The sequence below is a fragment of the Parafilimonas sp. genome (assembly GCF_047606085.1).
In the GTDB taxonomy this organism is placed as follows: domain Bacteria; phylum Bacteroidota; class Bacteroidia; order Chitinophagales; family Chitinophagaceae; genus Parafilimonas.
This window is the reverse complement of record NZ_JASGEX010000174.1, coordinates 16,416-40,360: the sequence shown is the minus strand read 5'-3', so window position 1 is coordinate 40,360 and position 23,945 is coordinate 16,416. Positions and strand designations below refer to the sequence as shown.

The 23,945-nt window shown below is 42.1% G+C and carries 18 protein-coding genes and 1 pseudogene; 6 read left to right on the top strand and 13 right to left on the bottom strand.

Annotated features, from left to right (window positions below; genetic code table 11):
* Nucleotides 1–119: 119 nt before the first annotated feature.
* The 4 genes and pseudogenes from QM629_RS15135 to QM629_RS15120 all read right to left on the bottom strand — a co-directional run.
* Nucleotides 120–215, bottom strand: a pseudogene (locus QM629_RS15135) (transposase); the annotation flags it as partial.
* Between the two features lie 300 nt (nucleotides 216–515).
* Nucleotides 516–2,582 carry an OPT family oligopeptide transporter gene (locus QM629_RS15130; protein WP_415160727.1) on the bottom strand — a complete coding sequence of 689 codons (2,067 nt, stop codon included), beginning with the start codon at nucleotides 2,580–2,582 and terminating at the stop codon, nucleotides 516–518.
* A 17-nt stretch (nucleotides 2,583–2,599) separates the two neighbouring features.
* The gene (locus QM629_RS15125) at nucleotides 2,600–2,983 is read right to left on the bottom strand and encodes a type II toxin-antitoxin system VapC family toxin (protein ID WP_415160726.1); all 384 of its coding nucleotides are present in this window, start codon (nucleotides 2,981–2,983) and stop codon (nucleotides 2,600–2,602) included.
* 446 nt (nucleotides 2,984–3,429) lie between these two features.
* Entirely contained in the window at nucleotides 3,430–5,013 is a 1,584-nt protein-coding gene (locus QM629_RS15120) for a peptide MFS transporter (RefSeq protein WP_415160725.1), read from the bottom strand.
* 551 nt (nucleotides 5,014–5,564) lie between these two features.
* On the opposite strand from QM629_RS15120, the gene purD reads away from it, so the two are divergent.
* The 4 genes from purD (at nucleotide 5,565) to QM629_RS15100 (ending at nucleotide 9,844) form a co-directional block, all read left to right on the top strand.
* Entirely contained in the window at nucleotides 5,565–6,851 is a 1,287-nt protein-coding gene (gene purD, locus QM629_RS15115) for a phosphoribosylamine--glycine ligase (RefSeq protein ID WP_415160724.1), read from the top strand.
* A 467-nt stretch (nucleotides 6,852–7,318) separates the two neighbouring features.
* Nucleotides 7,319–8,344 carry a rod shape-determining protein gene (locus QM629_RS15110; protein WP_415160723.1) on the top strand — a complete coding sequence of 342 codons (1,026 nt, stop codon included), beginning with the start codon at nucleotides 7,319–7,321 and terminating at the stop codon, nucleotides 8,342–8,344.
* Nucleotides 8,345–8,459: 115 nt separating this feature from the next.
* A complete protein-coding gene (mreC, locus tag QM629_RS15105; protein WP_415160722.1) occupies nucleotides 8,460–9,311 on the top strand; it encodes a rod shape-determining protein MreC in 852 nt (283 codons plus the stop codon).
* A complete protein-coding gene (locus QM629_RS15100) occupies nucleotides 9,308–9,844 on the top strand; it encodes a rod shape-determining protein MreD (RefSeq protein WP_415160721.1) in 537 nt (178 codons plus the stop codon). The genes mreC and QM629_RS15100 overlap by 4 nt, the downstream gene beginning before the upstream one ends.
* A gap of 309 nt (nucleotides 9,845–10,153) precedes the next feature.
* Here the strand turns inward: QM629_RS15100 and QM629_RS15095 are convergent, their stop codons facing one another.
* From QM629_RS15095 to QM629_RS15055, 9 genes are all read right to left on the bottom strand, one after another.
* Nucleotides 10,154–11,278 (bottom strand): TIGR03364 family FAD-dependent oxidoreductase, encoded by a 1,125-nt coding sequence (locus QM629_RS15095; protein WP_415160720.1) that lies wholly within the window; start codon nucleotides 11,276–11,278, stop codon nucleotides 10,154–10,156.
* Nucleotides 11,268–12,590 carry a DUF5690 family protein gene (locus tag QM629_RS15090; RefSeq protein ID WP_415160719.1) on the bottom strand — a complete coding sequence of 441 codons (1,323 nt, stop codon included), beginning with the start codon at nucleotides 12,588–12,590 and terminating at the stop codon, nucleotides 11,268–11,270. Before QM629_RS15090 ends, QM629_RS15095 begins: the two co-directional genes overlap by 11 nt.
* 16 nt (nucleotides 12,591–12,606) lie before the next feature.
* The gene (locus QM629_RS15085) at nucleotides 12,607–13,296 is read right to left on the bottom strand and encodes an HAD family hydrolase (protein ID WP_415160718.1); all 690 of its coding nucleotides are present in this window, start codon (nucleotides 13,294–13,296) and stop codon (nucleotides 12,607–12,609) included.
* Nucleotides 13,280–13,435, bottom strand: coding sequence for a hypothetical protein (locus QM629_RS15080; protein ID WP_415160717.1), 156 nt, complete (start codon nucleotides 13,433–13,435; stop codon nucleotides 13,280–13,282). The genes QM629_RS15085 and QM629_RS15080 overlap by 17 nt, the downstream gene beginning before the upstream one ends.
* A gap of 15 nt (nucleotides 13,436–13,450) precedes the next feature.
* Nucleotides 13,451–13,873, bottom strand: coding sequence for an HD domain-containing protein (locus tag QM629_RS15075; RefSeq protein WP_415160716.1), 423 nt, complete (start codon nucleotides 13,871–13,873; stop codon nucleotides 13,451–13,453).
* 5 nt (nucleotides 13,874–13,878) lie between these two features.
* On the bottom strand, nucleotides 13,879–14,952 hold the full coding sequence (locus tag QM629_RS15070) for an alkaline phosphatase family protein (protein WP_415160715.1): 1,074 nt from the start codon (nucleotides 14,950–14,952) through the stop codon (nucleotides 13,879–13,881).
* A 307-nt stretch (nucleotides 14,953–15,259) separates the two neighbouring features.
* Nucleotides 15,260–16,882: a SusD/RagB family nutrient-binding outer membrane lipoprotein gene (locus QM629_RS15065; protein ID WP_415160714.1), complete on the bottom strand. Its 1,623-nt coding sequence runs from the start codon at nucleotides 16,880–16,882 to the stop codon at nucleotides 15,260–15,262.
* A 19-nt stretch (nucleotides 16,883–16,901) separates the two neighbouring features.
* The gene (locus QM629_RS15060) at nucleotides 16,902–20,174 is read right to left on the bottom strand and encodes a SusC/RagA family TonB-linked outer membrane protein (RefSeq protein ID WP_415160713.1); all 3,273 of its coding nucleotides are present in this window, start codon (nucleotides 20,172–20,174) and stop codon (nucleotides 16,902–16,904) included.
* Between the two features lie 225 nt (nucleotides 20,175–20,399).
* A complete protein-coding gene (locus tag QM629_RS15055) occupies nucleotides 20,400–20,972 on the bottom strand; it encodes a helix-turn-helix domain-containing protein (RefSeq protein WP_415160712.1) in 573 nt (190 codons plus the stop codon).
* A 172-nt stretch (nucleotides 20,973–21,144) separates the two neighbouring features.
* Here QM629_RS15055 and QM629_RS15050 point away from each other — a divergent pair, with 172 nt between their 5' ends.
* Nucleotides 21,145–22,248, top strand: a complete 1,104-nt coding sequence (locus QM629_RS15050) for a D-TA family PLP-dependent enzyme (RefSeq protein WP_415160711.1) — start codon at nucleotides 21,145–21,147, stop codon at nucleotides 22,246–22,248.
* Nucleotides 22,249–22,370: 122 nt separating this feature from the next.
* Entirely contained in the window at nucleotides 22,371–23,438 is a 1,068-nt protein-coding gene (locus tag QM629_RS15045; RefSeq protein WP_415160710.1) for a dipeptidase, read from the top strand.
* Nucleotides 23,439–23,945 lie beyond the last annotated feature (507 nt).

Sequence of the window (23,945 nt, the reverse complement as noted above, 5' to 3'; positions counted from 1 at the left end):
TGGCCTGTTCCGTCTTTTGTAATAGGTCCTTTAATTCTCTTTGTTCCTTTACTGATAGGGAAATTTTGTAACTCATAGTTTTTCAACAAAGTTACAAAATCGGAATTATTTAGACAATATAGTATATTAAACAGAAAATCGTTTATAAAACGATGCCTGGTATGTTGAAGTTTGCTGATATTTTTAAGTTCATCATTCACTGATTCAATAATTATTTTTTTGTAGAAAAAAGGTTGCGAAGAAAAAGGTCATAATTATGTTCAGTTTCCACGCTCTGCGAAGTCTCCGTACCTGAAGTGTTCGAAACCGGCATTAGCGATCCGCGATCCATAGGATCGCCCCCGTGCGTAGAAATAATTGTGCCAGGGGGGATTTCCACACCGTAGGTATGGCACGTGTAAATGTTCCGTTCCAATGGAACGGTAAAGAAACATTACGGGCAGCATTGTACACACATTAAGCCTCTATGAGGCTTTAAGAAAATGGTTTCGAACAGCTATGGTCTCCGGACTTCATTAAGCCTGAATCCCGTCATGCTTTTTCATGGCTATCCTGTAAAGCATCAACCCCATTAAGGCAAAAGCAATTACGCCAAGCAGTTTGTACATATCAACGCCTAAGGCTGTTTCAAGCGTATGTTCAAGGTTTATTTTTTGAAGTGAGGCGGCCACGCTTTCGCTGCCGGCTGTTAACAACGCCACAATAACGCCTGCCAATGCGCCGCCCGCCACTAAACCGGTTGCAAATAAATTGCCTTTACCTAAATCCTCTTCGGCAATAACTTCTCCTTTGCGTTTCTTGCGCCAGTCAACAAAACCGCGGATAGCGCCGCCGCAGAATATAGGCAATGTAGTGCTTAACGGAAGATAAACGCCTATGGCAAAGCTTAAAGAGTTTACGCCGCATAGCTCCATTACAACAGCTAATGCAACGCCAACAAAAACAAATTGCCAGTCGAGGTTGAATGATAGAATGCCTTTTATCAATGTGGCCATTAACGTAGCCTGCGGCCCGGGAAATTTATCGGTGCCGATAGCATGCGTATAACCCTGCGCCACCATATCAGCCGTTGGCTTGTCAAGGATTTTTATAGTGATGCCAATGACCAGTGAAGAAACAATAGCCCCAATAAACAAAGCAATCTGTTGATTGCGCGGTGTAGCGCCAACCAAAAAACCTGTTTTTAAATCCTGCGATGTAGCGCCGGCATTGGCTGCGGCAATGCAGATCATGCCGCCAACAACCAAAACCATAGGTTCATAGGTTTTACCGCTCCAGCCAATGCCAATAAATACCAGGCAGGTGCTCATTACGGTGGCTATCGTCATGCCGCTTACCGGGTTATTTGTTGTGCCGATTAGGCCAACAATGCGTGATGAAACAGTTACGAAGAATGCGCCGAATACTACTACCAGCACACCCAGCAATAGTTTACTGCCGGTTGAATCGCCGGGTATCATAGGAATAAAGGCGATCAATGCAATCAACGCAATGCTTCCAAATAAAACCAGCTTTAAGCTAAGATCTTTTTCTGTGCGTAATTGCGTATTGCCTTCTTTCTTGTTTTTAATGGAACCAATGCTTTCTTTGAAGGATGTAATAATAGTGGGAATGGTTTTTAATAATGTTATAAAACCACCGGCAGCAACCGCACCGGCCCCGATTTGCCTTACATAAGCCCGGTAAATGGCATCGGCGCTGTCATCAAACACATGGGTAATGGGATTCCAGCCACCGGGGCCGCCGGCTGTTTGTACGTCTTTTAAATATCCAAGTTTTACCAGTTGTTCTGCAATAACAGTTTGGTCATGAATTAGCGTGGCCAGCAATGGATGAAATACCAGCCAGCTTAATACACTGCCTGCTACCAAAGTGCCCGCAATGCGTGGACCAATGATATAACCAACACCCAGGTATTCAGGCGTTATTTCACCGCTAACTTTTGCTGCGGGAAAATATTTATTGGCAAGCTTTGTTGCATAATCAGGTGTTTCTGCAATAATGTGCAATACCTTTTGCAGGAAGGCATACAGCATGGCAACGCCTAAACCAACAAATGCAGTTTTTGCAATATCGCCGCCTTTTTCACCGGCTTTTAAAACCGATGCACAGGCGGTGCCTTCCGGGTAAGGCAGGGTGGCATGTTCTTTTACGATCAATGAACGGCGCAAAGGGATCATCATTAATGTGCCTAATAAACCGCCAAATATGGCCAGTATTAAAATGGTCATGTAGTTAAAAAAATCCGCGCCAACGCTTTGCCCGTTCATCATGGATAAAAACAAAAAACCGGGCAATGTAAATGCCACACCGCTCGCAATGCTTTCACTGGCCGAACCGGTTGTTTGAATGATGTTATTTTCGAGAATGGTTGTTTTTAATAATTTTCTTCCGATCGTAATTGCAATAACGGCGATTGGAATAGATGCGCTTACGGTTAATCCTGCTTTTAATGCCAGGTAAACGTTTGCAGCGCCAAACAAACAACCCATAATGCAACCCATAACAATTGCTTTTACGGAGAACTCTTTCATCTGTGTTTGCGGCGATACAAACGGCTTGAATTGTGCTGGCTCGGACATGTTGATGTTGGTTTTGGTTACCAGATTGTTTGTACGTTGTATTTAGTGATTTTTTCGTCTGTTGTAGCAATGATTAATTCCTCATAAACTGCCTGAGCAATCAATATTCTGTAAAACGGGTCTTTATGCAATAAAGGCAATGCAGTGTAATAAGCTAAGTGTTGAAACTTAATATCAAGAATAATAAAATTATATAAAGAGATTTCAAGTTCCCACTTATCAAAAGGTAATTTTAATTCCAGCTTTTTTAGATTGGTTTTAATAGCAGCTTCCCACAAACTGGCTATGCTTACAATACGGCTATTATTAGAATCTTTGATAACTGCTGTGACTTTTTTAGAAAGCTTTTCAGGTTCATCAAATAACCAGATTAGGGTATGTGTATCAAGAAGTATATTCATTAAAACATTACATATATTCTTCCATTCCTTCAATCGGGTCATCAAACCCCGGTAACATCTTTATCTTGCCGCGCAATGAGCCGAACGCCTCACTAACATCCTTTTTTTCAGGTAAATCTTTTTTAGATAAATAAATAATTAATCAAATCATTTATCTCATGGATGTTATCAGGAGAAAGCTTTTTTATTTTTTTTACCACCTCGAAATCATGTGCTTCCATATCTTCATTTTTCGATTTTAAACATTAATGTTTTGCATCTTCACACTTTGTATTATTATCTGTTTTTTGATCTTTTTCAGCTTTTTGATTTGCAACTTTATAAAGCAAAAAAATCAACATAGGTATCTACAATTTTTAGTTGTTCCGGAGAGAGTTTACTTACTTTTTACCGCAATTCTTTATCATCCATACCCAAATTCTTTCTTCAAATTTAAGCTTTATTCCTTACTGTATGCCATGCATCATTTTTTGCAGTTTCTTCGAAAGCAAAAGAAGAATGATGCCTGCAGCCCCGCCCATAAAAACAAAGAGCATAAAGAAATCATGAAGATTGCTCATCTGGTAGCCAAGAAACGAAGTGGTCTTGCCATCTTCGGGATATAAGCTGCTTAGCACGCCGGCCAGTTTATTGCCGCCGGCATTGCCGGTGAACCATACGGCCATCAGCAGCGATGCAAACCTTAACGGCGATAATTTATTAAACAATGAAAGGCCGATAGGAGACAGGCACAATTCGCCCAGGGTGTGCAGCAGGTATAAGCCTGTAAGCCATATCATGCTTACCTGCTTTGCCGATGCATCTTTTACGCCATAAGCTATCCATAAATAACCTAATGACAGAAGAATTAGGCCCGTGCCCATTTTGGTAGGCGTGGCTGGTTGTTTTTTTCCCATCTTCAGCCAAACCCATGCAAGTATGGGCGCAAATAGGATGATAAATGCAGAGTTGAATGACTGGAAATAACTTGGCGGCATAACATAATTTCCCCAGAGATGCCGGTTGGTTTGCTGGTCGGCAAACACGCTTAAAGAAGCGCCGGTTTGTTCATAAGCACCCCAGAAGAACACAACAAAGAATGCAATGATAACCATTACCCAGATTCTTCCCTGTTCTTCTTTGGTTAGTTTTTTATCTGAAAAAATAAGAATGATAATAAACAGGAAACTGCCGCCTAAAAGATAAAAGAGGTAATTTATTTGCGTATCCAGGTAAAGCGCGCCAATTGAAAGCGCTGCAAATACAAGCATGATGATAACCGTGAAAACAGGGTTCAACCATATTGGCGATGGCGGTTTTACATGGCTTGAAGCTTCTTTGTTTAATTTGTCAACTATAAGATCATCTGGTTTAAGGCCCAGTATTTTTCCTTCGGGGTCGCGAACCAGTTTGTTGTGATATATTCTTTGTACGATAAGGCTGATGACCATGCCCACACCGGCTACAAGAAACGCCCATTTAAAGTCTGCAGGGTTGCCCGTATTGCCTACCGTGCCGCAGGCTATCGGGCCAATAAAAGCGCCCAGGTTTATGCCCATATAAAAAATAGTATAGGCAGGGTCAACACGCAGGTCGCCTTTTGGGTAAAGCTGCCCTACAAGCGTGGAAATATTCGGTTTAAAAAAACCATTGCCTGCAATCATTAAACCAAGGCCGGAGAAGAAAAGCACATTCGATAAGCCGGGCGAAGCGTTGTACATAGTGCCACAGATAAAAAGGATTAATTCGCCCACTGCCATTACGATGCCGCCAACAAATATAGACCGTTTATTGCCCCAAAAGCGATCAGCAAAATATCCCCCAACTAATGGTGTCAAGTACAACAAACTTATATAACTACCATACAGATTTAAAGCAAAATCAAGTTTGAAGAGTAGCGCCTGCGTCATAAAATAAGTAAGTATGGCACGCATGCCGTAATAATTAAACCTTTCCCACATTTCTATTGCAAACAGTACATATAAACCTTGGGGATGGTTTTTACGTGCAGGTTGTTCCGTAGCACTTATTGCGTCTTCTGTAATGTTCATTAAAACTGGTTTATTGGGATAATAATTAGTTGGCTCCCCAAAATAAGCAGTTTTTGCAATTAACAAAATCTAATTCAGAAAGCATCAGGGCAGATGCATTAAAATTCTTATGAAGGGCCATCGGCCGGTTCAATTTTGTAAAGTCCCGTTTAAACGGGATTATAGATGAATTTCGATAGAGGTGAGTGCCAGCGGCACAGCCTGCCCCGACTATTCGGGGATACATAATGTAACGAGCCGATGGCTCTCAACAACATTTTGGTGGTTTCAAACGGGTTGAAACCCGTTTTTACAATATTTTTTCGAGGCTACGCCTCTTTTTATACATTTAAAATCATTGTTGTCCGACTAAAATATTTTCTCTTGGGCTAAAAAGCCCTTTATGGGCCTGCTTTTTACTAACCCCAGGCTTAAGCCCGGGGTTATATATCTGAAACCCTTGCACAATGGGCTTTAGCCCAAGTTATCCGGACAATAATGATTTTAAATTTTAATGTGTCTGCCCTGCTGAAAGCATAAAACTTTTACTTTCGCCGCCTAATTATTTTTTCATGAATATCCTGTTATTGGGAAGCGGCGGCCGGGAACATGCACTGGCGTGGAAGATAGCCCAGAGCAAACATTGTACAAACCTGTTTATTGCTCCGGGCAATGCCGGAACAACTGAATGTGGAAAAAATATAAACATTGGCGTGAACGATTTTGAGGCCATTAAAAAGTTTGCTGTTGACAATAATATTGAGATGATTGTTGTGGGCCCGGAAGACCCACTCGTAAACGGTATTTATGATGCGCTTAAAAAAGACAACTCAACCAAAGATATTATTGTAATTGGCCCATCTGCTTATGGTGCACAGCTTGAAGGCAGCAAAGCCTTCTCCAAGAAGTTTATGCAGCGCCACAATATTCCAACCGCTGCGTATGCGGAGTTTACAAAAGATAATTTTGAAGAAGGCAAACAATACATTCAGCAGCATAGTTTGCCGGTTGTTTTAAAAGCCGACGGCCTGGCAGCAGGCAAAGGCGTGGTAATTGCAGCAACAACAGCAGATGCATGGAAGGCTTTTGAAGAAATGATCATTAACCAGCAGTTTGGCGAAGCATCCAGCAAGGTGGTGATTGAGCAATTTTTAGACGGCATTGAGCTGAGTGTTTTTGTATTAACTGATGGAAAAGATTATAAGATTATCGGCCATGCAAAAGATTACAAACGCATCGGCGTTGGCGATACCGGTTTGAATACCGGCGGCATGGGTTGTGTAAGCCCTTTGCCATTTTTAACGGATGCGTTTTTACAAAAGATCGAAACTAAAATTATCAGCCCCACTATTGACGGCTTGCAAAAAGAAAACATCGTGTATAATGGCTTTGTATTTTTTGGTTTGATTAAAATGGGTGATGAACCTTATGTTATAGAATACAATTGCCGCATGGGCGATCCCGAAACGGAAGTGGTAATGCCTCGATTAAAAAATGATATTGTAGAATTGTTTTTAGCAATGCATAGCAATATGTTGAAAGATGCGGTTATTGCGTTTGACGCAAGGGCCTGTGCAACAGTGGTAGCGGTAAGCGGCGGCTATCCCGGCGATTATGAAAAAGGAAAGTTGATTTCTTTCTACCCTCCACCGGAGGAGCTGGGGGAGGCCACAATTATATTTCATGCGGGCACCAAAATAAATGAAACAGGAAATGTTGAAACAAACGGCGGCCGTGTTTTGGCCGTTACATCGTTTGGCTCAAATATTGCTGATGCAGTGCAACTTTCAAAAAACGCTTTAAACCATATATATTTTGAAGGGATGTATTTCAGAAGCGATATTGGATATGAATTTTAAACGTGAACCATTTACGTGAATCGTGAATGTAAACGCGTGAATAATTTTGAATCACTATTGTACGGATAAAAATTAATTGAATCGTTTGAAATCTTTTACCAGGGTTGGTTCTGACCCCTCTTCTTGGGAGAACTTGTCCCGACCATTCGGGAGGGGGTTGGGGTAAGGTCAGACAACAATAATTTTAAATGTAAAATTTATGCACGCAGCAATAATGAATTTGTTTAAATTAAAACGCATTAATAACAGTAATCAAATTCCAAAGCTTTCACGTTTGACGATTCACGAAAGGCAGTTTGCATATCAATTATTGCCTTGCCCACCAAAAAAAGTTTAGAACTAAAAAAAAATATTTGTGCATATTAACAAAAACCCTTGAAATAGAAATATCCGCGCTTTGCAAATTCGGATTATATCCTGCACCTTTGCGGCTTATTTAATAAATAACATTTGTAACTAATTATATAATGGGACTTTTTAATTTTTTCACACAGGAAATTGCGATTGACCTTGGCACCGCAAATACCCTGATCATTCACAATGATGAAGTGGTGGTGAATGAACCATCTATTGTTGCCTTAAACAGAAATAATCCGAAAGAAGTGCTGGCCGTAGGAAAGCGTGCCCTTATGATGCACGAGAAAACACATGAAAGCATTCGTACCGTCCGCCCGTTGAAAGATGGCGTAATCGCCGATTTTAATGCGGCTGAATTAATGATAAAGGAAATGATCAAAATGATCTATCCCAAAAAGCCATTGATTGCGCCGAGATGGAGAATGGTAATCTGTATTCCTTCCAGCATAACGGAAGTGGAAAAACGCGCCGTTCGCGACAGTGCGGAACAGGCCGGCGCAACCGAAGTTTACCTGATTCATGAACCTATGAGCGCTGCACTGGGTATTGGCATTGATGTGGAAGAGCCGGTAGGCAATATGATCATTGACATTGGCGGCGGCACCACCGGTATTACTGTAATTGCATTGGCCGGCATTGTTTGCGACCAGAGCATTCGTATTGCCGGTGATGAATTTACGGCTGATATAATGGAAGCCTTACGCCGCTATCATAGCTTACTGATTGGTGAGCGTACGGCGGAACAAATTAAAATAACTATCGGCGCCGCCATGAAAGACCTGGAGACGCCTCCGGAAGATATGCCGGTAAATGGCCGCGACCTTGTAACGGGTATTCCCAAACAAATTATGGTGAGCTACCAGGAAGTGGCCGAAGCGCTGGATAAATCCATCTTCAAAATTGAAGAAGCTATTTTAAAAGCGCTGGAGACCACGCCGCCTGAACTGGCAGCCGATATTTACCGCCGCGGTTTATATTTAACCGGCGGTGGCGCCTTGCTGCGTGGTTTGGATAAACGTTTAAGTCAGAAGATAAAATTGCCCGTTCATATTGCAGAAGACCCGCTGATCAGCGTTGTAAGGGGAACAGGCCTGGCACTAAAGAATTACCAGCGATATCCTTTTGTAATGAAATAAAAAAGCCCATCTAAATCTTCCCAAAGGGAAGACTTGTAAATCATAAATGATAAACAACTAATATAAAAATTAACGTTCTATCTCCTCCCCTTAGGGGAGGCCGGGAGGGGCTTTAATGCGTAACATAATTGCATTCATACGTCATTTCTTTAACCTGTTCCTGTTCCTTATTCTGATGGGGATTTCAATTGGCATCCTCATCAATTACAATCAAACTTACCAGGTTGTATTTTCTGACGTTGCCAATGAGACTACCGGTAAAGTAGGGGCGCAGTATAATGCCGTTGAATACTATTTCCGCCTTAAAAAAACCAATGAAGCGCTGGCTGCTGAAAATGCTGAATTACGGGGGCTGCTGAAATCAAGCTTTGAAGGGCCGGATACCGCAAAAGCCATCCGGGTTGATTCTTTGTTGAAAGATACACTGGGCCGTATAAGGAAGTTTGAGTTTCTTACTGCCAAGGTGGTAAACAACGATATTTCTGAGCAAAACAATTACATTACTTTATACCGCGGCAAAAACCAGGGCGCACAGGTGGATATGGGCGTAATTGGCCCGCAGGGTATTGTTGGCAAAGTGATTTTAGTAAGCGATAACTATTGCCGTGTAATGAGCCTGCTGAACCGCAACTCCAAAGTGAGCGCCATGACGAAGAAAGGCTTTTATACAGGCCTTGTGGACTGGGATGGCAAAGACCCCCGCTATGTAATTATGCATAATGTGCCCAAATCGGCTAAAGTAAAGGCTGGCGACAGCATCATCACCAGTAATTTATCAGGCAGCTATCCTCCCGGTATAATGATAGGCACTGTAGCTGCATTGCAGGGCGATCCTGCCAGTGGCTTTTATGAATTAAAAATAAAAACGGCAACAGATTTTTATAACATTCAATACGCCTACCTTGTAAATAATATGATATGGGCTGAACAAAAGCAACTGGAAGCTAAAACGCCGAAAGATAAATGACGAACCTGCTAAAAAATATCATCCGTTTTGTATTGTTCATAGCCGTGCAGGTGTACGTATTTAACAAAGTGCCGCCTATACATGAGTTTGCAAAGCCCTACATTTATTTCCTGTTTATTTTATGGCTGCCATTCAATATAGGCCGTGCGCCATTAATGCTGCTGGCATTTGTGTTTGGGTTAATATACGATTATTTCAGCGGCACGCCCGGCCTTCATACGGCGCCATGTGTACTGATCGCTTACCTGCGGCCTTTCTTATTAAATCTTTTAATACCGCAGGAATCAACACAATTAAGTTTTGCAGAGCCCTCTGTAAAAAGTATGGGCTGGGGCTCTTATGCTACCTATATACTTATACTTACTTTCATGCATACAACCCTGCTTGTATTTCTTGAGTGGATGGATTTTGGCGATTTTCTCTTCTTCATTGGCAAAGTAACTGCTACCACAGCGCTCAGCCTCGTGCTTATTTTTATTGCAGAGATACTTTTTCCACGCAAAGGAAAAGTGCGCACCAATGCTGCAGCCTGATGCGTTTTTCTTTGTGCGCGCAGTGAAAAAATGAATGCGGTATGTGGCGTATAAGCAGGCATGGTTTATATGCCATGCTGAATAAAGATGTACAATGCCTTAATGTAAAGCCATGTAGATAAGCAGGTATCATAGTTGGGCAGGAAAATGTACAAATACATACATAGAAGCGTAACTTCTATAACTATATTTTCTTTACCCTGCTAACATGCAGCAAGCAAAATCCAACTATATGGTTAAAAACAATTTCTGCGTGCTTGTAACTAATGGACAACTTTGTCCGGCATGCAGCATAGCAAATTAGCCGCCTCAATTGTTTGTTGTTACTTCTTCCGCCAGTCCAAAGCTCAGCGTCATGCCTGCCCCGCCAATGCCGTTTATGATAGTTACGCCCTGCTGAGGCTGATGAATAAATTCAGTTGCGGCATTTGTCATTTTCGGGTATATGCCATGCCAGCTTTGTATCATTTGCCAGGTTTTAAAAACAGCAAACTGTTTCAGATAATCTGTAATAAGCTGGTTGATGCATTGCCTGTCAAACGGGTCAAACACGGAGCCATATTCATGGCTGTCGCCAATGGTTAATTCGCCGGTTTCATTCTGCGAAACCATCACATGAATGCCCCATTTTAAATATTCAGCATGTGTTTGTGCAAACTGTTTTTTTAATGCAGGCAGCGATGCAGCAACCTCAAACGATTTATAATGTGTTAATGACAAGCCGCCGCATAATGCCGGCCCGATGCGAAAGTTATTGTCCTGCGCAGCCAAACGCATCATCTGCAGTTTGCATTTGGTAAAATTATTCGCAGCAAAAACTTCAGGATATAATGTTTCAAAATCGGCGCCGCTGCAAACATAAATTTCATCTGCCTGCCAGCTTTGTTCGCCGCTTCTTACATGCGGATGGTCAATAAAATTAATGGCTGTGCTGAACTTAAATTCAACGCCATATTTTTCCGTGAGGTAAGCCGGTATTTTTTCAATAGCAACACGGGCTTCTACTATCATATCATCTTCACAGTATAAAGCACATAACAGGTTATGCGGATTGGCTGCGCCTGTTTTTTGCATTATTTGTTCTTTATTCAAAATGCTTACAGGCCTTATGCGTTGGTTAACTGTTGCAAATTCTTCCAATACATCTGCTTCAGGTTTGTTATAGGCGAGATGCAGGCTGCCCGCTTCATCAAACCATAAGCCTGCGCCGGTACAAACTTCTTTCCATATTGATCTTGTACGAAGCGCCCTTTCGTATAATGGGCCATTTGGCTGGCCAACCGGCCATACCATTCCAAAATTTCTTACAGATGCGCCAACAGCTTTTTCATTCCTTTCAAATATGGTTACCTTATATCCCCGAACGGCAAGGCTTCTTGCTGTGGCCAATCCTAAAATTCCTGCACCTATAACAATTGCATTTTTACGCGGCATGTGTATTTAGATTTGATGACTGCGGCGATGTGCCAAAAAGCGTTGCATGTTTCTTTTTAAAATAAACCGCTGCTATTGATGTTCCCAAAATGCCAATAATGGTTACGGTAAAAATGGCATTGATGAAAAATGCCGTCCATGAAAGCTGCAGGCCAATAAACTCTTTCAGGAACAATAGCAGCATGCTGCCTAAGTAGCCAAAAGCGTCTGAAATATATATTAAGAAACCTACATTGCTTCGCATACGGTACGTTGCAATCATGCGCTCAAAATATAAGGCATTGAACGGTACATAGCTGATGTATAAGCCTGTGCCAACCAGGATCATCCACCAAACGGGATTGATAAATTTGTATATAAAAAGCAATGTGGCAATAAGCGTGATTACATTGCCTCCGATAATAATGGCATGGTTCAGCAGAAAAGCGCGTACATTGTTCTTTACAAGAATAAGCAGGCTCATGCATAACAAAACCATGAGTGAAACAGGTGTTTCGGTTACCGTAAATATAGCTGCATTATTGCCATAGCCTAATTCAGTATATAATTCATTGGAAAAATTATCGCGAAAGTCGCGCAATATGGTAAGCAGCACATAAGTTGTTACGATTATAATAATGCCCGGTAAAAAAAAGCGGATGAATTGCCTGCGTTCCTGTTTGGTCATTGGGTTTCTCACGCTGCGCATCTCGATATCCTTTTGCGTGGGCGGAGGTGTATGGTTTAACAGCCAGGTGAATAAAAACAAAGGCAGTAAAAAGATAGAGCCTGTGGCAAAAGGCATCCAGAACTCGCTTATGTGTGCATTAATTATTAACCCCTTGCCAATTGTTTTCACCACGCCGGAAGAAAAGCTAAAACTTACTGACAGCACGGCGCCCATAAATTCTGTAGTTTTTCTCCCTTCAACATAACTGAACACCAAACCCCATATCATGCCCAAAGGAAACCCGTTCAGCAGTAAAAGAATAATGTTGTAAGGCGATGGGGTGAGGGCAAACAGCAGGAGTGCCATCCATGCTGCAATAATCAGTATAATAATGGTGTCCGCTCTTTTTTGCAGCTGCATGCCTGCAATAAACCGGATGCCATAAAACTTGCTTAGCATATAACCCATCACCTGTGCCGATACAAGCCAGATTTTATAATCAATGTGTAAGAAGTACTGCCCTTCAAAACCCGCAGCCGTAAAAGGTTTTCTAAAAGCATACATGCAGAAATACACACAAAAAGAACAGATTGCCGCATATACGCTTACGGACCAGGCCGGCATTTGTGCCAGTTTATTTTTCCAGGTCGTTGAAATAAACATGCAGTTGTTTTAATGTTTATAATAGTGACGGCAGTTCTTTTAAACTGTCAATTATATAGTCTGGCTTATACAATTGCAGTTGTTCCCTTGTATAAGATTTGCCCGTGGTAACAGCAATGGTTAAAAGGCATGCTGCATTTCTTCCTTCCTTAATATCCACCTCTGTATCGCCCGCCTTTATTACTTTTTTTGGATCGGTAACGCCGGCACGTTTCATCAGTTCACGTATCATGTAGGGATAAGGCCTTCCTGCTTCCGCTTCATCGCTGCTGATAACATAATCAACCAGGCCATTTTTCAGCCAGCCAAGCTGTTCAATTATCACATGGGTTATATTGCTGAAAAAGCCGGTGTCAAGCCCGATCTTTATATCGTGCTTTCTTAAAAGCTCAAATGTGTCTTCTGCATACGGCATGGCTTCCAGCTTGCCTGAATTTTTGTAGTAATCAATTAAATCATCAATAAAATTCTGATGCAGCCGGTTAATATAATTCTCATTGATAACCGATTTATCCTCAGCAAACGCTTCCAGCAGGGTTTTAATGGCGTCTGTTTTTTTATAGCCCATTACCGCAGCTATCTTTTCTACGGGAATTGTATGGCCTTCTTTTTTAAACGTGTTTGCAAAGGCTTCGGTTATTTCACCTTTGTCTTTTACCGTGGTGCCGGAAATATCCAGCACGGCGAGGCTAATAGAATGTTGCACGGTTCCTGTCTTTTAAATATTCTGCAATTAAATTTTTAAAATGCCATAAGGGTAATAAAACAGCGTTGGCGTCTTTTGCTTTTTCATCCCATAAGCGCACTTTGATGATGTCGTCAAAAAAAGGATGTTGTTCAAACAATATTATCTCAGCCGCCTACATGGGGCCGCCCTGCCATTGCAGGGTTTGCAGGCTTGCTTCAGACAGCTTTGCCTGGTATGTTTCATCAACGGCAACAAGATAACGCTTTGCATTTACATGATGCTCCACCATGGCGCAGATACGTTTCGAAAACCCTTTTTCCTGCAGAAACTGAGCGCCAAGCCCTTCATGGTTCACAACGCCATAACTGTCCATTTCTTCCGTTTGGGTTACATGTTTAAGCAGGTGGCCAATATCATGCAGAAAGGCGCCAAGTATCAGTTCTGCATCTTCGCCCTGCGACATGGCTTCCATAGCGCATTGTATCATGTGCGAGGATTGCGATACTGGTTCGCCATCATAATCTTCGTTTCCGAACTTTTCAAAAAGTTCCATTATTTCATTTGCCGTTTGCTTATACGCTCTTTCAGGATTCATAATAATTATTTTGAAATGATTTGTTTGATGGGTTGCATTACTGGATGATCGGGCCTGAAATCAAGCCCCAGTAAAGCAGCAAATGTTGTTGCCAGCTGCGCCTGGTATAAAGTGCTGCAATTGGTTACTTCACCCAAATGTTTTGTGTCGGGGCCGATGGCTGCAATCCATATCTGGCCTGCATCTGCAATCTTTTCGCCATGAGAAGTCCATTCTTCTTTCACGGCATCGCCCCTGGCATGATCGCAGGTTATCATCAACGTGGTTTTGTTTTTGTACTGCGGCATTGACTGAAGTGTTTCCCATAGGTTAGCGATCATGGCATCTTCCGCATGCGCACTTTTCAGGTATTGATCGTACATGCCTGCGTGCGCAAAATCATCTGTTTCATCAAAGGCTATGTACAGCACTTTAGGCTTAAACGCTTTTAAATATGCTTTACCGGCAAGAAAGGTATTTACATCAAGGCGCACGCCAATTGGTTCTGCGGCAAGAAACTGCAAATCGTTCAGCACATCAAACGCCTGCGTTTTAAAATGCAGGGTATCAACGCCTGCATTTACATAAATGCCGCTCCGCCATTTATTGAGTATGTATGGAAAACAATCCCATGTGGCGAATGCCGCAACCTTTCCGGTATAATTTTTTTGCTTGTTGATGAACTCAAGCACGTTTACATTTTTGTCAGGTATTTTATCGTTTGAGTTGACCGCAGTGTCAGGATAGCCTGTGAAAATCTCATTGTAGCCGGGGTAAGAAAACCAGTATTTATTGGCATTATTTACTTCGCAGCCTTTTGTCCTGTTGCCGAATAATACGCCTTCGTTTTCAACAGCAGTCCATAAAAAAGGGAAGAGCTTTTTCCTGCGTTCATTAACATCTTCGTTCCAGAAATTTTTTAAAATAGCATCTGAATCGCTGGTGAATTTTTTATTCACGATGATGGCTGAATCAACGCCTGTAAACACTTCCTGCCAGCGCATGCCATCGAGCGTAACAATAACAAGGTTCTCTGTTTTGAGCTGGGCAAATGAATGCCTGGTAAGAAGCAAACAAATTAAGCAGCCTATTATTTTCATTCGTACAAGTTTGTTTTTTTAATGGCCTCATGCCTGTCCCGAACTTGCTTCGGGAGAACCTCGCTATGCACCTGCCTCTCCGGCAGGCAGGCATTCCCCTCCCGAAGCTGGTTCGGGACAGGTTGTGTGAGAAAAAATTATCATGCCCGGTTTCATTCGTATGTTTTGCTTTGAATGTAATACATTTCTTAAATTGGTTACGGGCAGATAGCTGCTGCCTGTTTTAAAAAATAGTTCAAAAAAACTTAAAAATTATGCACTGCATAGACATGCACTGCCAATTGTCTTATGAGAAAAAAACACGTCATTATTGTAAAAGCCACATTGTCTGGTTAAGGTCATCTGCACTAAAACCCTGGCTGGATAGCGCTGCATTCCAGTTGGCAGCATTTTTTGTTTGCTCTGTTGTAGGATATGACCAGCGTAAAGGGATAACCCCATTATTGCCCACACCGGTGCCGGTTTGAAATTCAGGTACGCCGGTTCTGCGCCAGTTATAGTATGCTTCATAACCTGAATTTTCAAACATGGCAATATATTTCTGATACACTATTTGGTTAATGGCCGTTGCTGCTGTAGAAGAAAGTTTTACTGCTGATTGTGCATAATACTCGTCAAAGTCAAAACTAACCGTATAAGGCTCCGGGTCTGTAGTGGGATCACTGCCGTCTGCCGGCATAAAATATGCAGTAAAGCTGGATGCTGTAACATCAATGCCGTAAAATGAAAACGATTCTGTAATGCCTTTTTTGTACCATGTTTCTGCGTCGCCGCTCACCCATCCCCGGGTGATGGCTTCTGCAATATTGAAGCACATTTCTTTATAGCCCACCAGCACATCAGGGTCGCCACTGTAAGTGGAATAATACCTGTGGCGGTTAATAAAAGAATATTTTCCGGAAAAGGCATTGTTATACATAGAGCCTACATCTTCGCCTGTGCTTGCCCCCGTAAAATACTTAAACTGAGCAGGGTTGGCAGTATCGCTGCCCATAAGCGCTGTTGCCGGTTCGCAGGTAACAAACACCCGCGGGTCGCTTATGCTGGTTAACGCATTTACATAAGTGTATGCCATATTATACCGTCCGGCAATAGAACCGTAAGCGCCCGGATTGAAAGGATTGATGCTGTACGTGCCGGTACCGTCAGGGTCATACGTAAATTGAAGGTCATCGTCCTGGCTTGCAAGAACCGGATATTCAGAAGGGTTATTGATGATGGTTGCAAATTGAGAAGCAACGTTTAATATTCCGTCTGACGTTTTACTGCTCAGGCTGATAAGCACTCTTAGCCTGAAAGCGTTTACTGCCTTTTGCCATTGTGTAAGGCTTCCGCTGTAATATATATCCTGCGAGGCTGACAGTGAATTGTCCTCGCTGCTGATTAATGATGCAAGATCAGCATTAGCGCTGTCTAACTGGTCTAAAACATACTTAAATACGGTGTCCTGTGAAGTATAGGCGGGGCTTGTATTGTCAGCCGACTTTAACGCTTCTTCTTCCGGCACGTCGCCAAACAAAGAGGTAAGGTTATAAAAGTAATATGCTTTTATAAACCTTCCAATAGCTTCATAAGGGTTTACAGCGTTGGCGCCCCTTGTTAAGGCTTCGTTTTCCATCTGGATCACATTTTTCATTACCAGGTAGGGGTCGAAACTGCCGCTTGACCAGGAATAGGTATTATCGCCATAATAATTATAATTCTGGCAATGGTATTGGTTCCATGCGGGCACAGCATCCCAGGAGTCTATGCCGCCCAGATCGCCTGTGCCTCTGCCGGCAATATCAACCAGCACGGTTCCTAAAATAACGTCGGGTGGAACGCTGGTGGCATTATTCGGATCCGCCTGGTAGTCTTCAATCTGTTTATTGCAGGAAGCCATTATGAAGGCCGCCAGCACAATGAATATAATATATTTTGTCTGTTTCATATTGAATGCTTTTGAAAGTTTAAAAGGTAAGATTCAGGTTAAAGCCGTAACTGCGTGTAGTGGGCGTTTGCAGGCCTGAACCGCCATCCTGTGTGTATTGGTCCACATCTATATCTTTATAACGGCTGGGGAAGAAATACAATAAGTTTCTCCCTACCAGCGAAACACTGGCATTGCGGATAAAAGAATTTCCGAACAGCTTTTGTGGCAGTTGGTACGAGAAGGTTACTTCCCGCAGCTTGGCATTGGTTTTACTGATAGTGGTTAGCTCATTGCTTTGAGCTGCTTTGTACACAAAGGCCTGAACGAATGATTTGGTGGTATTTTTGGTAGCGGTTAAATCCTTGTAATTGGTTATCTCGCCTGTTATTGGGTCAAGCTCAATGCTTCCTGATAAAGTTACCCCTTCGCCGGTATATGCTTTTACATTGGCTTCATCCGAGGGCCTTGCTTCGCCCAGGGCGCCGGTGGCAGTTTCAATCTGGCGGCCACCCTGCAGCATTTTTTGCCTTACATAATCATTTACCACGCCACCTACCAAACCATCGAACTGAAAGTGGAGAGAGAAACTTTTATAACTGAAAGTGTTTGACAGAGACCATTGCCAATCAGGGTCTGAATGCCCCCATATTCTCTGCGAGGAATAACCCAAATCGCTAAAACGGATATATGTGCCGCTTGACTCATCAACCACTAATTGGCCATCAGGTGTTCTTACATAACCATTGCCATAGTTCAGGTCCACACGGGAACCGTTTTTTACCCAATTGGTGGGGTTGGCCATATCCACCCATTTTCTGATGAAGGTGGAGAAATTAGCCGCCACATTCCAGCTAAGGCCTTTAGGATTTGCCAGCGGTTTTGCATTCAGTGTTACTTCCCACCCATCATTGGTATAAACATCGCCGTTGGTCAGATAGGATGAGTAGCCTGATGCCGATGAAATAGTTTGGCTTACAATACTTGTATTCTTATAATGATAGTGTGTTACATCCAGCCCTATCCTGTTTTTAAGGAAGCGGATGTCTGCTCCAAACTCTAATGCTTTCCTGTCTGCCGGATAAATAGTCGGGTCTATTAACTGGTTGGTATAAGTGGCGCTGTTTTGGTTGGTATAAGTAGCAGCCAAACTATATGTTGACCCAAATCCATAGCTTGGGCCTCCATACGGAGAAGTCCAGGAGTAGCCATAGAGCCCATTATACGCAGAATATGTTGTACTAACACCACCTTCCTTGGTAGCTGCATAAGAAGCGCGTAATTTAAGGAATGAAATTGCCGCAGGCAGTTTTACATAATCCGAAATTACGGTGGCTAAGTTATAAGAAGGATAATAGTAGTGGTTTGTATTGGATGGCATACTGGACGACTTGTCCACACGGCCGGTAACATTTGCCGTAACATAAGATTTGTAACCTAAGTCAACGGAGTAATATGCACTTAACACCAGCAGGTTTGAATGGAAGCTGGATGCCGAGAGTGTGTTTAGTGAATTGGAAAAAGCATACACGCCCGGAACAATCAGGTTATTTGTTGAGGTAAAATCAGCAGAAAAACTAAGGTTTCTTGCATTTGCTCCGGCTACAGCCTGTACATCAAGGAAGTTGAAGATTTCATTCTGATGATACCTTACCTGAATTTCTTCATCGTTTTCAAATTGAGCTCTTCTGTCTTCTCTGTAATCACCCTGGTGCTTGCTTTCCCTTCCATAAGCTGCTGCCGAATAAGGAAGTTTTTCTGTGTTCAGCATATCGTAAGTGTTAAGGCTGGGCCTGAACATAAAATCGAACTTATCGTTCAGCTTATAGTTTAAGGAAATATAACCGTATTCATTGTTTTGATAATGCCCTCTGAGCCATTCATAGCTCATAAACCAGGGATTGTTGTACCGGTAATGTTCGGCATATTTCTGCTGAACACCCACTTTGCCTTCTTCCCAGTAATCACGCATATCGTCCACGCTCCAGTCTGCACCGCCCCAAATGCTCATATTGTAAATAATGCTGTTGGGACCATAGTTTACATCGGGCACATTGGGCGATGATTGCCTGCTGTAGTTAAAGTATGCAGTGGCAGAAAATTTTTCACTGAACCTTTGGGTAACATTTGCACTAAAGTTAGCATTGTTCAGCTTAGTGTTTGGCACAATACCTCTTTGGTAAGTATTGCCTATGGAAACTCTTACATCTGTTTTTTCGGTAGAAGAAGCTACAGAAATGCTGTTGGTAGAAAGCAGGCCGGCCTGTATAAACCTTTTTAAATTATCTTTTCCCCTTGCCGTCCACGCAGTAGGCACTACGTACCCGGTATAAGTGCTTCCATCAGCAAAGGTGGTTGTATAGGTTTCTGAAGGGGTGTATTCGCCATCGTACTGCGGTAATAACTGGCCCCTGAATTCCGGGCCCCAAATATCGTAATCATAATCACCCACGCCCGAACCTATAACGCCATTGCCAAAATAATTATCCGCGGTAGAACCACCGCCGCCATAAGCGTATTTACCGTTTTCACCTGCGCCAAACCTGTCCTGTTGTTTGGGCATGGCAATAAAGCCTTTATTAATCTGTGTGCTGGAATTGAAATCTATCACCCAGCCTCTTTTATCTTTCGTGCCTTTTTTGGTAGTAATAATGATGGCTCCGTCCTTTCCCTGAAAACCGTACAGGGCTGCAGCATTCGGTCCTTTTAATACGGTATATGTTTCAATATCATCAGGATTGATGTTGTAGGTGTCTGAACTGATGGCAACGCCGTCCACCACAAACATAGGGCTGCCTTCGCCGCGCACTATCATGCCTGCAGGATGACCCATTTCCTGGTTAATGTTGATGGCAAGCCCTGCAACGGTTCCTTTTAAGGAGTTAACCGGGTTAGGCTCTCTTGCTTTGGTTAAAGCAGTTGCATCAATTGTTTGCACAGCGTAACCCAATCGCTTAGCCTCTTTTTTAATACCGGTGGCAGTAACAACAACATCAGTTAACTGGGCATTATCTGCTTTAAGTGTAACTGCGAATGAGCGGTTGTTGCCAACCGTAATTTCCTCGCTGGCAAAACCTACATAACTGATGGCAAGCACCTCACCTTTTTTTGCAGTGATAGCAAATTTGCCCTCAGCATCTGTTATTGTGCCTTTGCCTGAATTTTTATTAACAACAGCGGCGCCCTGTACGGGGGCGTTATTCTCCCCGTTTACAGTGCCGGTAACCGTGTTTTGCGCCCGGCCGTGCAAGGCTGAGCAAATGATGATAAGCAGAAAAAATAGTTTTCTGATTGATGAAGATGTTTTTTTCATACACAGATAGTTTTTAAAATAGGTATATAAATATTAAACCTTAAGATAATCGGTCGTTTACACAAAAAACGAACTTTTTCCAAATGAAATTCCGGAATTAGTATTAAGTTAGTATTAAGTCTGTATTAAGGTGAAGTAAAGATATACTAAACTTTTCTTAATTGCAGCCAATAAAAAAATCTATGCAAACGTTTGCGCTTGATAAATCAAGGCAGCTTCCAAATATCAGTTGATAAAAAAATAAAGCACCAGCATCAGCGCATCGCTCTCACCAATATTTTTAGGATTATGCATGTGCCTGGCGTCAAAAAAAATTGAATCACCTTCTTCCAGCACATGTTTTTCTTTGCCTATGGTATATTCAACTTTGCCGGCAATTAAATATTTATATTCATAAGCATTTGTTTTTACCATTGCCCTGCGAGCATTCTTTTGCAATCGCAACAGCATAACATCTATATGCTGTTCATCAATGTTGGTTGATAATATGCGCTGGTATAAAAAGCCTTTGGCGTTTTCTTTTTCAAAAGACTGGTAAGCAGATTTTTTTTTCAGTATAACCGGTGAGGATTTTTTTTCAAATTCAATGGTATCAAAAAAAGCATTCAGGTCAAGTTTTAATTCCCTTATAATATTAATCAGCACGGTAAGCGATGGTATGGTGCGGCTGTTTTCAATTTGAGATATTAAGCCTTTTGTTACGCCTGCTTTATCGGCAAGCTGCTGCAATGTTATTTTTTTTTCTGTGCGCACTTCCTTCAACCTGTTGCTTATCTGTATGATGATATCTTCCTGCATTGCATTATGTTTAGGTTAAACAATGTTATACATAAATAAAGATAAGCACAAACTAATGCAGCTATTTTATTATTATAGCATCACTTTCATTTGCTGTTATACCATTCCGCCGCAACAATAAAACCATTTACAAAATGTATGTTTTTATTTATGATGTTTGTAAAAAACTTTTATGATGAACTGGTATGAAATAAAAAATATTGAAACCGTTGATTCGCCGGCGCTGATCGTTTATAAAGAAAGGGTGCAGCAAAATATCCAGTCGGTATTACGTATGCGGAAGGCAGCTTTATTGCGCCCGCATGTAAAAACAAACAAGATGGCTGAAGTATGTAAGATGATGATGGATGCAGGCATCGCCAAATTCAAGTGCGCCACCATTGCCGAGGCGGAGATGCTGGGCATGATAAAAGCGCCGGATGTTTTGCTTGCCTATCAGCCAACAGCGGTAAAAGCAAAACGTTTGGCTGCGCTTGTTGAACAATATCCCTCAACAAAATTTTCCTGCCTGATTGATGATACTGATAATGCAGAAATTATTGACGGTATTTTTTCAGCAAATAAAATTTGTACGGATGTTTATATTGATGTGAATGTTGGCCAGAACAGGACAGGCATAAAACCATCCGGCGCTTTTGACCTTTTTCAAGCGTGCAAAGATTTAAAAGGTATTCATATTACCGGCCTGCATGTATATGACGGGCATATTCGTGATACAGATGTTAATGAACGGCAGCAAAAAACAGATGCAGCTTTTCAGCAGGCTGTTGAACTGGCAGAAAAGATCGCGTCATCCTTCAATATAAAATTAAAGATAGTGGCGGGCGGCTCGCCAACATTTCCTGTGCATGCGCAACGGGAGGATGTGGAATGCAGCCCGGGCACTTTTGTGTTCTGGGATTATGGCTATAAAACACAGTTTCCCGATGAGCCGTTTGATTATGCAGCGCTCGTAATATCAAGAGTTGTTTCTGTAGTTGACGAACATACTATCTGTATTGACCTCGGCCATAAATCCGTATCTGCAGAAAATGCGATGGAGAAACGGGTTCATTTTTTGAATGCGGAAAATGTACAGCCGCTTGGCCAAAGCGAAGAGCATCTTGTATTGAAAGTAGAAGATGCAGCATTATATAAAGTGGGTGATGTACTGTACGGTGTGCCTTATCATATTTGCCCAACCGTCGCATTGTATGAAAGGGCCGTTATTGTTGAAAATAATGAAGCGGTTGATGAATGGAAAGTTGTTGCGAGGGACAGAAAAATAACTGTCTGAACCGGGATTAAAAGGATTTTTGGATTGCCGGGATAGAAAAATCATTTTGATCTGTTATGCAAAATCTTTAATAATAAAAATCAGTATAATCTTTAAAATCATTTAAAATCCAGGTTCAGACAATGTTTACAATAGATGCCCATTTAGACCTTAGCATGAATGCTATGGAATGGAACCGCGACTTGCGTAAAACCGTTTTTGAATTGCGGGAAAGCGAAGCCGGTTTACATGATAAACCCGACAGGGCGAAAGGCACGGTCGCTTTTCCTGAATTGCGAAAAGGCAATATTGGCTTGGTAGTCGCTACACAAATTGCAAGATATGTATCGCCCGGAAACCCTTTGCCAGGCTGGCATTCACCGCAGCAGGCATGGGCGCAAACACAGGCGCAGCTTGCATGGTATAAAACCATGGAAGATTGTGGTGAAATGAAAATGATCACAACCATTGATGCATTGAACAAGCATGTTGAGGCATGGATGAATGATGATGTTGCGCACAAGCCCATTGGTTATATTTTAAGCCTGGAAGGCGCAGATTCACTGGTTGATATCAGCTATGTGGAACGCGCTTATCATTATGGTTTGCGTGCCATCGGCCCTGCCCATTATGGGCCGGGACGTTATGCCAATGGCACCGATACAACAGGGCATTTGAATGAAGAAGGAAAAGCCTTGCTGAAAGAAATGGAGCGGCTGAATATAATTCTTGATGCCACACATTTATGCGATGACGCTTTTTGGGATGCAATGGATGTATTCAGCGGACATGTATGGGCAAGCCATAATAACTGCAGGCTGTTTGTAAACCATAACCGGCAATACAGCGATGAACAAATAAAAGCATTGATTGAGCGCGGCGCTGTAATTGGCGGCGCATTTGACGCATGGATGCTGGCGCCTGGCTGGAAACGCGGCGTATCAACTCCCCAGTCAACCAATTGCAATATGGAAAAGGTGGTTGATAATATGGATCATATCTGCCAGTTGGCAGGCAATGCTTTGCATGTTGGCATTGGCTCCGACTTGGATGGCGCTTTTGGTAAAGAACAATGCCCTTATGATCTGGAAACGATTGCGGATTTGAATAAAATCCCTTCTTTGTTATTGCAACGCGGTTATTCCAATACTGATATTGAGAATATTATGCATGGCAACTGGCTTAGATTTTTACGTAAAGCATGGAGTTGATAATTAATTCCATCGGCCCGGGAAAGCCGGTCTGATGGAAATTGTATTCGTAACATTTTTCCTTTGGTTAGACGGCTGTCGCAGGCCTGTAATCAACATGACCGGCCTCAGTTAATTTTTTACTTTCAAAGCCTCCGCCTGCCGGATAGAAAAATCATGCATATCTCTTTTTAAAAGAATGGAAGACATGTTTTCTTTTGCGCAGGCAGAGAAGAAACTGTTATTAAAAATGCAGGCAGTACCGCCATGAGTGTTTTAATCATTTCAGTTGTAATTTTTTTTGATTTTTCATACTTATTGCCTGCAGGATTGAAACCTTTAAGATGTAGTTCAGGCTTGTTTTAACCACAATAGAAATATAGTAATTACTTAATAGAATGAATGTATTGAGTATTAAGAGAAGCGCAAACTCAAAACACTTTGGATTAAGAATCCATAATGCTTTGAGTTATTTGTTGTGGCGTTAACGGTTGTTTATTAACGTCTTTAACCTGAGTGTATAATTGA